This is a genomic window from Nocardioides sp. B-3, assembly GCF_024703895.1.
Taxonomy (GTDB): domain Bacteria; phylum Actinomycetota; class Actinomycetes; order Propionibacteriales; family Nocardioidaceae; genus Nocardioides.
This window is the reverse complement of the sequence record NZ_CP087968.1, coordinates 922,309-932,699: the sequence shown is the minus strand read 5'-3', so window position 1 is coordinate 932,699 and position 10,391 is coordinate 922,309. Positions and strand designations below refer to the sequence as shown.

At 67.9% G+C, this 10,391-nt stretch carries 13 protein-coding genes and 3 pseudogenes; 3 read left to right on the top strand and 13 right to left on the bottom strand.

Annotated elements, in window-relative coordinates; genetic code table 11:
- The first annotated feature begins 146 nt into the window (after nucleotides 1–146).
- From LP418_RS06255 to LP418_RS06245, 3 genes and pseudogenes are all read left to right on the top strand, one after another.
- Nucleotides 147–827: a 50S ribosomal protein L25 gene (locus LP418_RS06255; RefSeq protein ID WP_257955658.1), complete on the top strand. Its 681-nt coding sequence runs from the start codon at nucleotides 147–149 to the stop codon at nucleotides 825–827.
- A 296-nt stretch (nucleotides 828–1,123) separates the two neighbouring features.
- Nucleotides 1,124–1,712, top strand: a pseudogene (gene pth / locus LP418_RS06250) (aminoacyl-tRNA hydrolase).
- Nucleotides 1,713–1,793: 81 nt separating this feature from the next.
- Nucleotides 1,794–2,534 (top strand): hypothetical protein, encoded by a 741-nt coding sequence (locus LP418_RS06245; protein ID WP_257955657.1) that lies wholly within the window; start codon nucleotides 1,794–1,796, stop codon nucleotides 2,532–2,534.
- Here the strand turns inward: LP418_RS06245 and LP418_RS06240 are convergent.
- The 13 genes and pseudogenes from LP418_RS06240 to LP418_RS06185 all read right to left on the bottom strand — a co-directional run.
- Nucleotides 2,512–2,985: a DUF4910 domain-containing protein gene (locus LP418_RS06240; RefSeq protein WP_257955656.1), complete on the bottom strand. Its 474-nt coding sequence runs from the start codon at nucleotides 2,983–2,985 to the stop codon at nucleotides 2,512–2,514. The two genes, LP418_RS06245 and LP418_RS06240, sit on opposite strands and share 23 nt — an antisense overlap.
- Nucleotides 2,936–3,817, bottom strand: coding sequence for a DUF4910 domain-containing protein (locus LP418_RS06235; RefSeq protein WP_257955655.1), 882 nt, complete (start codon nucleotides 3,815–3,817; stop codon nucleotides 2,936–2,938). The genes LP418_RS06240 and LP418_RS06235 overlap by 50 nt, the downstream gene beginning before the upstream one ends.
- The gene (locus LP418_RS06230; protein ID WP_257955654.1) at nucleotides 3,814–3,972 is read right to left on the bottom strand and encodes a hypothetical protein; all 159 of its coding nucleotides are present in this window, start codon (nucleotides 3,970–3,972) and stop codon (nucleotides 3,814–3,816) included. The genes LP418_RS06235 and LP418_RS06230 overlap by 4 nt, the downstream gene beginning before the upstream one ends.
- Nucleotides 3,941–4,456 carry a PIG-L deacetylase family protein gene (locus tag LP418_RS06225; RefSeq protein WP_257955653.1) on the bottom strand — a complete coding sequence of 172 codons (516 nt, stop codon included), beginning with the start codon at nucleotides 4,454–4,456 and terminating at the stop codon, nucleotides 3,941–3,943. Before LP418_RS06225 ends, LP418_RS06230 begins: the two co-directional genes overlap by 32 nt.
- A gap of 12 nt (nucleotides 4,457–4,468) precedes the next feature.
- On the bottom strand, nucleotides 4,469–4,894 hold the full coding sequence (locus LP418_RS06220) for a hypothetical protein (protein WP_257955652.1): 426 nt from the start codon (nucleotides 4,892–4,894) through the stop codon (nucleotides 4,469–4,471).
- An 11-nt stretch (nucleotides 4,895–4,905) separates the two neighbouring features.
- Entirely contained in the window at nucleotides 4,906–5,151 is a 246-nt protein-coding gene (locus LP418_RS06215; protein WP_257955651.1) for a hypothetical protein, read from the bottom strand.
- Between the two features lie 180 nt (nucleotides 5,152–5,331).
- On the bottom strand, nucleotides 5,332–6,300 hold the full coding sequence (locus LP418_RS06210) for a class I SAM-dependent methyltransferase (protein ID WP_257955650.1): 969 nt from the start codon (nucleotides 6,298–6,300) through the stop codon (nucleotides 5,332–5,334).
- Nucleotides 6,301–6,447: 147 nt separating this feature from the next.
- Nucleotides 6,448–6,564, bottom strand: a pseudogene (locus LP418_RS32665) (hypothetical protein); the annotation flags it as partial.
- Between the two features lie 117 nt (nucleotides 6,565–6,681).
- On the bottom strand, nucleotides 6,682–6,882 hold the full coding sequence (locus LP418_RS06205; RefSeq protein WP_257955649.1) for a hypothetical protein: 201 nt from the start codon (nucleotides 6,880–6,882) through the stop codon (nucleotides 6,682–6,684).
- Nucleotides 6,879–8,057 carry a PA14 domain-containing protein gene (locus tag LP418_RS06200; RefSeq protein ID WP_257955648.1) on the bottom strand — a complete coding sequence of 393 codons (1,179 nt, stop codon included), beginning with the start codon at nucleotides 8,055–8,057 and terminating at the stop codon, nucleotides 6,879–6,881. The genes LP418_RS06205 and LP418_RS06200 overlap by 4 nt, the downstream gene beginning before the upstream one ends.
- 15 nt (nucleotides 8,058–8,072) lie before the next feature.
- Nucleotides 8,073–8,348, bottom strand: coding sequence for a hypothetical protein (locus tag LP418_RS06195; protein WP_257955647.1), 276 nt, complete (start codon nucleotides 8,346–8,348; stop codon nucleotides 8,073–8,075).
- Nucleotides 8,323–9,978, bottom strand: a complete 1,656-nt coding sequence (locus LP418_RS06190; RefSeq protein WP_257955646.1) for a PKD domain-containing protein — start codon at nucleotides 9,976–9,978, stop codon at nucleotides 8,323–8,325. Before LP418_RS06190 ends, LP418_RS06195 begins: the two co-directional genes overlap by 26 nt.
- Nucleotides 9,953–10,381: pseudogene (locus LP418_RS06185) on the bottom strand (PQQ-dependent sugar dehydrogenase); the annotation flags it as partial. The gene LP418_RS06190 and the pseudogene LP418_RS06185, both read right to left, overlap by 26 nt.
- Nucleotides 10,382–10,391 lie beyond the last annotated feature (10 nt).

Here is a 10,391-nt window from a genome sequence, read left to right as displayed (position 1 = left end):
GCCTCGGCGAGGGAGCCCGTCAGACCCGGGGACTCCGTGATCGACAGGGCCGGCCCGTTCACGACGCCGCGCTCTCGATCCGGAGCGTGGCGTTTGTCGTTTCCGGCCGGGCCCACCACACGTCGTACGAAATCAAGGAGACCCACATGTCTGAGACCGAGAAGATCGCCGCGGAGACCCGCACCGAGTTCGGCAAGGGCGCGGCCCGCCGCATCCGCCGCGACAACAAGATCCCCGCCGTGATCTACGGCCACGGCGCCGAGCCGCTCCACGTCACCCTGCCGGGTCACCAGACGATGATGGCCCTCAAGCACGGTGGTTCCAACGCGCTGCTCGCCCTCGACTTCGACGGCACCGAGCACCTCGCCCTGACCAAGCAGGTCCAGGGTCGACCCGATCCGCCGCGTCATCGAGCACATCGACTTCGTCACCGTCATCCGCGGCGAGAAGGTCATCGTCGACATCGCGATCCACGTCGTCGGCGACGCCGCCCCCCGACACCCCGGTCGTCACCGAGAACAACACGATCCGAGGTCGAGACCGAGGCCACGCACATCCCCGAGTCCATCGAGGTCTCGGTGGCGAAGCTGCCCGCCGGCAGCCAGATCCTCGCCAAGGACCTCGACCTGCCGAAGGGCACCACGCTGGCCGCGGACGAGGACCTCCTCATCGTCAACGTGACCGGTCAGATCTCCGCCGAGGCGCTGGAGGCCGAGCTCGCCGAGGCCGAGGCCGAGGCCGGCATCGAGCACGACGTCCCCGAGGGCGAGGCTGCCGACGAGGCCGCCGCCGAGGAGACCGCCCCGGAGGGCGACTCCGCGGAGTGATCCACCTGTTCCACCGGCTGCGCCGCATCGGGTCTCCCGGTGCGGCGCGCCGCATTTGTGGGTGGTCGTGGCTTCGCCGTACGCCGCAGCGCGGATCGGTCCAGCGGTGAGTGAGCCACCTTCCGGGGCGACCGAATGTGGCTGTGCCACCGCCGGTCGGCGCGCCGCGCGGGGACATACCGGAGGGCGGTGCGCCAACCACATTTTCTGAGCGGATCATGTGGCTCACGCACCGCTGCAGAGGGTGGGGCGGTTCGCATTTCAGCCGGAGCGTTCCGGGCTGGGAGGATGAGCACATGAGTGATGACGTGTGGCTGGTCGTCGGCCCGGGCAACCCCGGTCCGACCTACGCCGGGCACCGCCACAACGTGGGCTACCTCGTGACCGACGTGCTGGCCGAGCGGATGGGCAGTCCCTTCCGTTCGCACAAGACCGGGCGGGCCGACGTCGTCGAGGGACGCCTGACGCCCCCGGGGACCCCGGGCCCGCGAGTCGTGCTGGCCCCGCGCGGCTACATGAACGAGTCCGGCGGGCCGGTGAAGGCACTCGCCACCTTCTACAAGGTGCCGCCCGAGCGGATCATCGCGATCCACGACGAGCTCGACATCGCCTTCTACACGCAGCGGATCAAGCTCGGCGGCGGCGACAACGGGCACAACGGACTCCGCTCCATGCGCAGCAGCCTCGGCACCGGCGACTTCTACCGCGTGCGGGTCGGCATCGGCCGCCCGCCCGGTCGCCGAGGACGTCGCCGACTTCGTCCTGTCCAACTACAGCACCGCCGAGAAGAAGGACCTGCCCTTCCGGGTGATGGATGCAGCCGACGCGGTCGAGTCCCCGGTGACCGAGGGCCCGGAGAAGACGCAGCAGCGCTTCAACTCCTGATCTCCTCAGGATCGGGCATGAACGCCGGGCGGGCCGGACCTACCGTGGTGACAGGGACACCGTCCCGTGGAGGGATCTGCCATGGCGCGCGGACGTCGGCTCCCGGGGGCCACCATCGCGTTCATCGTGCTCGCTCCGCTGGTCGTGCTGGTGTTGGCCGACTGGCGACTCTCGTCCGCCCCGGGCCGCATCGACGGTGCGTTCGACGGGCTCGACGACCGCCCGCCCGCGGCGTCGGACGGCTCGGTCACGATGCTCATGCTCGCGACCGGCGAGGGCACGGCGAACAGTCCGACGCTGTCATGGATGCCCGGCGACCCGACGGTGGTCTCGGCGCTGTTCGTGACGATCATCGGCGACCGCCGCGGGGCGTACGTCGAGTGGTTGCCGCTGCGCGATGACGTGCTCGCGGGCGTGGCGGACGAACGGCCCGCCGCCGCAGTCGCGGCGGCCGAGTCGACGACCGCCCGCAGGGTCGATCACCCGGCGGTCATCGAATGGTCCACCTTCGCTGAACTGGGCCACGACAACGACGTACCGCTCCGGGTGACGCCCGAGGCCAGCAGCAGCATTCGCCGAGAGTACCTACGTCAGGTGCTGGAGTACACCCTCCACGGCGAGATGCGGAAGGAGCCGTTGATGCTCTATCGCGCTCCGCACCGTGGCCGAGGGCATGGCGGTGGAGGAAGGCTGGTCGACGTACGACCTGAACCGGCTGGCGTTCTCACTACGCAACATGCGCTCCCAAAGAATCATCCTGACGACCCGGCAGCGCGACGAGAGCTCACGCCAGTAGGTCTCAGACGTCCTGGCGGGCCTTGAGAAGTCCGGCGTCTGCCAGTGACACGGCAGCACGGCGTACGTCGGCGAAGCGCAGCCCCGACCGCTGCGCCACCTGCAGCAACGAGGTCTCGCCATCGGAGTAGCCGAGCGTCCACAGCATCGCCATCACCTCGTCGGAGGCGGACTTCCCACCGGTCGTCGGGTAGAGGCCGTGCCGACCGAGCTGGGGCTCCCTGTACGGGCTCAGGTTGACGTAGGTCTGGTCACCTTCGAGGACCTCGATGATCTCGATGATCGCCTCGACAGCGTCCTCGAGCTCCGTGTCCGCCACGAACGCCGGGTCGTCGGCCGAGGTGTGGTACTCCGGATACTCGCCGTGCGGCGTACGCGTCAATCGCCCCACGGGCAGGTCGAAACCCACGGCGTTGAACTGCCGTTCGTCATATCCGTACGGCGAATAGCCCCGCACCTCGCCGCCGCGAGCCAGCACGACGTGGGCTGAGGCCACGGTCGACGAGGCGATCGCCCCGGCGGGTCTGCTTGTAGACCAGCGGTCCACCGCCCCCCAGACCGGTGATGACGAGCCCGTGCCGGATGCGCTCGAGGCGGTCACCCCGGCGGCTCAGCCGGGTGAGCGAGCCGATCGTGCCCGGCGCGAAGAGGAAGCGATAGGTGAAGCGGCGGTCCTCCAGCCGGCTGATCCGGGCGATCAGCTCCAGCGCCACGGCGAGGCCGGACAGGTTGTCGTTGGTCAGCGACGGGTGGCACACGTGCGAGGTGATGATCACCTCCTCCGACGTCTGACCGGGGAGGATCACCTCCCCGTAGACGAGCTCACCCGGCACCAGCGTGGAGTCCACGACGACCTCGTAGTTGCCCGGCTGGAGCGCCTCCGTGTCTCGGTGACGGAGGCAGAATCCCCAGTCCCGGTGGTAGTAGCTCGTGCGGTACGGGATCCAGTCCGGGTGCTCCGGCAGGCTGTGGAGGTGCGGGAGTAGGTCGTCCAGCGACAACCGTGTGCGCACCGGTGTGCTGTAGCCGACCGGGTGCAGCGTGTGGGCGGCGAGGTCGGCCACACGCCCACCGTCTGGCCCCCTGATCCGGGCTTCGCGCACGTTCCACTCGTCGCCGATCGTCCAGTCGAACACCTCGGTGCCGGACGGCACCCCGGTCCGCGCCGGGGCGACCCCGTCGGGCAGCGCGGTCTCGAGCAGGTCCAGCGTGCGGCGTACGCCGTCGCCCGTGATGCTGCGAAGGATCGGGTAGGCCTGCTCCATCAGGCTGCGCATGCGCGGCCCGGCGGGAGTGGCCGGCTCCGTCATCCGCCGATCCCGAGACCGAGCAGCATCTTCGAGCAGTAGAACGCCTCGGCGTAGTGCGAGCGGCACTCGATCCCGCGCAACCGCATCAGGCCGAGGAAGGTCTGGTCGTCCCACCACTCGCGATCAACTTGGCTCGGGAAGCAGTCGTTGAGCACTGCCACCTTCTCGCGCGTGCTCGAGGCTGACGCCCACGAACGTGTTGGGCGCGCCCATGTCGCCGTCCCACTTGGGGATCTCGTAGTGGAGGATCACTGCGTCGCGCCACACGGTGCTGGCCAGCTGGCCGACCAGACGGTGGTCCCGGTGCGCGTCGTCGGTCCGCGGCGCGAGGACGATGTCGGGGCGGCAGTTGACGGCCAGACGCTCCAGCGCGTCCTTGGTCTCGTCCCACTGGCTCGGGAGCCGGCCGTCGACCGGGTGCGCGAAGTGCGTCTCGATGCCGGGGGCAAGCCGCTGGAGGGCCTTCGTCGACTCCTGCTCGCGCAGGTCGGTCCCCGTCAGCACCATGGAGGTGAACCGCGTCGCCGGGCGCTCGGCCGGGCCGAGCAAGGTGCCGCCGCAGGCGATCTCGATGTCATCCGGGTGCGCGCCCGTGCACAGCACGTGGAGGGCCTCGGTCGACGGGGTCAGCGTCAGCACGGCGACCGTCGCTCAGCCACAGGCAGGCGCGATGTCCGGTACGACGCGCGTCGGCCGTGCTCCGGATGACTGGTCGCGCCACAGGGCCCACGGGCTGACACCGCGCCCGTACATCGCCTCGAGCGTGGTCCGTTCCTTCAGAGTGTCCATCGGCGCCCAGAAGCCGTCGTACTTGACGGCGCGGAGCCTGCCGTCGCGGGCGGCACGGACACAGCCGTCCATGACCGGGTCGTCGCCCTCGTCGAGGTAGTCGAAGATGCCCTGCCGCAGGGCGAAGTAGCCCCCGTTGATCCGCATCGACATGTCGGCGACCGGGGTGAGCCCGGAGACTCCGCCGGCCTCGTCGAAGTCGACGACGTGGAACGAGTCCTGCGGCTTGACTGCCGGGAACTGTGCCACCGAGCCGGAGTCGACGAACTCGTCCACGAGGTCGTTCATGGGGGCATCGGTCAGGACATCGCCGTAGTTGGCCGGGGAAGACCTCGTCGCCCTCGAGGTAGGGCCGCACCCGGCGCAGGCGCTCGCCGATCGCGGTGTCCATGCCGGTGTCGATGAAGCTGATCGTCCAGTCGCTGATGTCGGTGCCCAGCATCTCGACGTGCTTGCCGCCCTTGGTGATGACGAAGTCGTTCGACGCCGTCTCGCGGTAGTTGAGGAAGTACTCCTTGACCGCCCGGGCGCCGTACCCCGTGCACAGGACGAACTCGGTGTGCCCGAAGTGCGCGTAGTAGCGCATGACGTGCCAGAGCACGGGTCGACTGCCGATCGGCATCATCGGCTTTGGCAGCGACTGGTTGTCGGCACGCATGCGCATGCCGAGACCGCCGCAGAACAGCACCACCTTCATGATGTCTCTCCCTGTTCCATCAGCGACTTCACAAGACTTCGAGCCGCGGCAGCGCCACGGCCAGCTCGGCGCCCCGGGCGCGCGTGTACTCGAGCTGGGTGGTGATCTCGGCACGCAGGTTCCACGGCATGATCACGATCACGTCCGGCTGCTCGTCCGCCAGCCGCTCGACCGGACTGATCGGGATGTGCGTCCCGGGCAGGAAGCGGCCGTGCTTGTGAGGATTGCGGTCGACGGCGAACGAGATCAGGTCGGCGCGGATGCCGCAGTGGTTGAGCAGGGTGTTGCCCTTGCCCGGTGCGCCGTAGGCCGCGACCTCCTTGCCCGCGCGGCGACACGCGATCAGGAACTCGACGAACTCGTCGCGCACCGGGCTGACCTGCTCGGCGAAGCCCGCATGCCCCTCGAGCGTGTCCGGGCCTGCGGCTGCTTCGGCGGCGAGGACCCCGGCGACGTTCTCGCTGGGCGGCGCGGCGTTCTCGGTAGGGGTGGACCGAGTCCGCAGCGACCCGCCGTGGCTTGCGAGCTCCTGCACGTCGACCACGGTCAGCCCGGCGGCGGCCGGGACCCGTTGGGTCGTCAGGAGGGAGAGGTAGGAGTAGTGCTCGTGGTAGATCGTGTCGTACTCGTTGCCCTCGATCAGCCGCATGAGGTGCGGGATCTCGATGGTCACGTGGCCGTCGTCGGCCACCAGCTGGCGCAGGCCCTTGCTGAAGTCGACGATGTCGGGCACGTGCGCGAAGACGTTGTTGGCGACGACCGGGTCGGCCTTGCCGTGGATGTCCGCGACCTTCCGGCCGGTCTCCTCGCCGAGGAACATCACCTCGGTTGGCACTCCCTTTGCCACCGCGAACTCGGCGATGTTCGCGGCCGGCTCGATCCCCAGCGAGCGGATGCCTCGCGCGACGCTGTGCTGCAGGAGGTAGCCGTCGTTGCTGGCCACCTCGACGATGAAGGAGTCGGCGGCCGGGCCCGGGCGCTCCACCGCTTCGGTCACGTAGTCGCGTGCGTGCTTGACCCCAGGAGTCGGAGTACGACGAGAAGTACGCGTAGTCGCTGAAGATGTCCTCCGGCGGGATGTAGGCCGGCAGTTGGACCGGGGAGGCACCCGGAGCAGATCCGGACGTGCAGCGGGTAGAACGTCTCGCCCCCGGTCTACCTGCTCTGTGCTGAGGTAGCTCTCGCAGGGCGGTGACATGCCGAGGTCGACAAAGGTGTGGCTCAGTTCCGCTGAGCAGAGTCGGCACTTCGGTGCGCTCACAAATTCCCCCTCGTGGCCAGATTCATCGGGTGGTGTCGAGGACACTCTGAATGCCCTGAAGTGGGCGACACCCGTGATCGAGGCGAGGGTCGCCAGAAGTGGGTACACCGAGTGGGCCTATGGCGCCGGATCGGCGTGACGCGCCTCGCTGAAACGAGCCACTGCGCCACCGCTCCACTCGAAGTACTCGACGACCACGGTGTGCTCGCCCTCCGACAGTGCAACGTCGGCCGAATACGTCGTTGGTGCCCGGTAGCGCCAGCCGTCGATCACCGGAGTGCCGTCCACGAGCACCCTGATGCCGTCGTCGCCGGTCACGCTGAACCTGATACGTGCCGACGGCGTAGGTCCTCGTCCTCGTCCAGCGCGCCGAGAACTGATTGCTGGGCACCCCGGAGCCGGGGAGCGCCCTCGGCCCAGTCGAAGTCAATGGCGTCGTCCGAACGGCTGAGCACAGGACTCCCCGTCAACGTGCTGTTGTCGAAGTACTCCCCAGCGAATGGCTCGGGTGGTGGAGGGGGTGGTTCGGAAGTCGGGGCGTAGGCGAACCCGGCGACCGCGTCCCCTCCGGCCTCGAAGTACTCGAGCTTGATCTCGTGCTCGCCCGTGCTCAATTCACGATTCGAGGTGTACGTCGTCGCACCCTGCAGCGCCCATTTGTTGAGCACGGTCTCCCCATCGACGTACAGCCGGAACCCGTCATCGCTCGTGACCGTGAACTGGTAGGTGCCCGCCTCCTCCAAGGTGAGCGACTTGGTCCACCGGGCGGAGAAGTCGTCGGCTGGAACGCCATCACCGGGCGCGCCGCCGCCCCAGTTGAAGTCGATGGCGTCCTCCGTACGCGTCAGAACGGGAACACCCTGCAGGTTCCGGTTGGCAAAGTACTCGGCGGTGTACCCACCGTCGGCGGTGACCACGTCACCCACCCGCTCGTAGTCGAACGCCGCCCCGGCCCCCGCGCCAGCCTCGAAGTACTCGATCCGCAGCTCGTGCGGACCGCCCGTCACGACCTTGTCGACCGGGTAGTCCTCGTTGCCCAACGTCCACTTGTCGATCAGGGGCACGTTGTCGAGGTACACCCGCAGGCCGTCGTCACGACCGCCCGTGAAGCGGTAGACGCCCGCCGACAGCACGACGGACTTCGTCCAGCGTGCAGCGAACCGGTCCGCTGCAATGCCGACTGCTGGCGATCCCTCACCCCAGTCGAAGTCAAGCGTCTCGTCGTTGCGAACCACATCGGCCGCGGCGCTCGGGATCGAGGGCGTACCGGTGGCGTCGGGGACGTTCCAGTACTCGCCCACGTAGCCGCTGTCAGTTGGTGGATCACCGACCTCGACGTAGGTCAGGCGAGCCACGGCTCCGGCCCCGTTCTCGTAGTACTCCATCACGACGTGGTGCGGGCCACCGTCGAGTGGGAGCGTGGTGCGGTACGTCGTCGGCCCTTGATCGATCCACTGGTCGATCACGCGGACGCCATCGACGTACAGGCGCACGCCGTCGTCAGCAGGTCACCGCGAACTCGTAGTTCCCGGGGAGAAGCTCATCGTGCGAGTCCAGCGAGCCACGAACCGGTTCGTCGCGATGCCGGGACCGGGGGAGCCCTCGCCCCAGTCGTGGTCGATCGCCTCCTCCTCGCGCGAGAGCTCTGGCGACGTGCTCGGAATCGCATTGATCCACGGCGGTGCGTTCCAGTAGTTGGCCCGGTAGTTGCCGGACGGCTGTGCGGCCGCGCTGTCCCAGTGGAGGGAGGCCGTGGCGTCACCACCCTGCTCGACGAACTCCATCTTGATCGTGTGCGGGCCTTCGCCGAGATCGGCAGTGGTTGAACTCGGTGTTGGCGGGGCCACGCCACTGACCGATCACCCGCCGTCCGTCGATGAAGAGCCTGAGGCCGTCGTCCGCGACGGCAGTGAAGAGGTACCGACCGGCGCCGAAGCGCTGGGTCTTGGTCCACCCGGCTGAGAAGCCGTTGGTGGGGAGACTCGGATCGGGTGAACCCTCGCCCCGGGCGAAGTTGATGGTGGCGTCCTGCCCGGTCAGCACAGGGGCACCGGAGAACGTCGTGTTGTCGTAGTACTTGGCGGTGAACGGCTGTGAAGGAACATACGTCGCCGTGTAAGTGGTGTCGTCGGCTGGCGTGGAGATCACATGACGGATGCTCTTGCCGTCGGACCATCCTGCGAATTGGAGTGGGCTGCCGTTCTGGGCCACTGCGCTGGTGGGTGCGGCCAGCTCACGCTGGAATCCCTCGACACCAGTGATGGTGCGTGGCGTGCTGACGGACACGCTGTCGACCGGGATCCCCAGCCCGGGTGGAGATGTCACCGGGCTGATCTCCGACTTCCTCGGCAGGAGGTTCACGACTTTGCTCACCGACAGGCCGTTCGTGTCTGTCGCCGTCACCGTGACCTCGTATGAGGTGTCGGCTGACGCCTCGCCGGTCCGCGGGATCGTGAACGAACCAGCTCGTCCCGTCAGTGGTCCCACGAACGGATGGAAGTGCGTGCCATGGTGCAGCCTGACGACGGTCTTGATGTTCGCGTCGTTGAGGTCGAACCCTGCTGCATCGGTGGCGAATGCGTTGTACGTGATCGTGTCGCCAGCTCGGTACAACTGTCCCGGGGTCGGCATGGAGACGATCAGGTCGGGTGGGATCCCGACACGGATCACGATCGGCTGGGCGGTGACCTGATCGCCGGCAGCCGTGACGGTGAGGCGTGCGGTGTAGACGCCAATGTCCGAATAGGACTTGATCGGATCGGGCTCCGTGCTGGTCGTTCCGTCACCGAACGTCCACTGGAAGCTGAGCGGGTCGCCATCGGGGTCGGTGCTGCCGGCGCTCGAGAAGTGGACCGCCGGGGGTGCCGTCCCCTTCGTGACGTCTGCAGTGGCCCTCACCACCGGCAGGCTGGAGTCCGTGTCATACGTGACGCGGTAGAGGGCGCCGGGCCAGTAGGTGAGGTAATAGATCGAGCCGTCCGGAGCCACCTTCAGGTCGACCACGCTCCCCGCTTGTGTGTCGAAGTCCCGCACGGCGGTGATGTTGCCGGCCGCGTCAAGGTCGGCAGTCTTGATGAATCCCTTCGCGTAGTCCGCGAAGAACAGATCCCCTTGGTACTCCGCGGGAAGCATGTCACCGCGGTACACCGGGCCCCCCGTGACTGCGGCGCTCTCCTCGGCGTGTGGGTAGGCGAAGATCGGATTCACGTATTCCGGGCACTCGGCCGGGCACACTCCCTCGTGCAGGGGCCATCCGTAGTTGCCGCCCTTGACGACGCGATTGATCTCCTCCCACGTGAAGTCGCCAACGTCTCCGCCGTAGAGATGACCTGTTTCGCTGTCGAACTGGAACCGCCGGGGATTGCGGAACCCCGTACGCCCAGATGGCCCCCAGCTTCCCGGGCTGTCCAGCAAACGGGTTGTCGGCCGGTGTCGACCCGTCTCGGTTGATCCGGAGAATCTTGCCGTGCGGGTTGCTCAGGTCCTGTGCATTGGCTCCGTAGCCGTTGTCGCCCACCGCGAAGTAGAGCTTGCCATCGGGCCCGAAGCGGATGCTTCCGCCGACGTGCAGCAGCGTCGAGGGCGAGGAGGTCTTGAAGAGCTCGAGCGGGCCGTCGGTGGCCACGTCCCCGGCGGCGCTGAACCTGACGAGGTGGTTCACCGGGTCGTGCCCCGTGTAGTAGAAGTAGACGTAGTGGTTGGCGATGCCGAAGTCCGGATCGAAGGCGATCCCGATCAAACCACGGTCGCCGGTGTCCTCTGACGGAAGGTCGGCGAATGGTGTCGGCATGAGTTCGCCGTTCTTCACGATCTTGATCTTCCCCCGC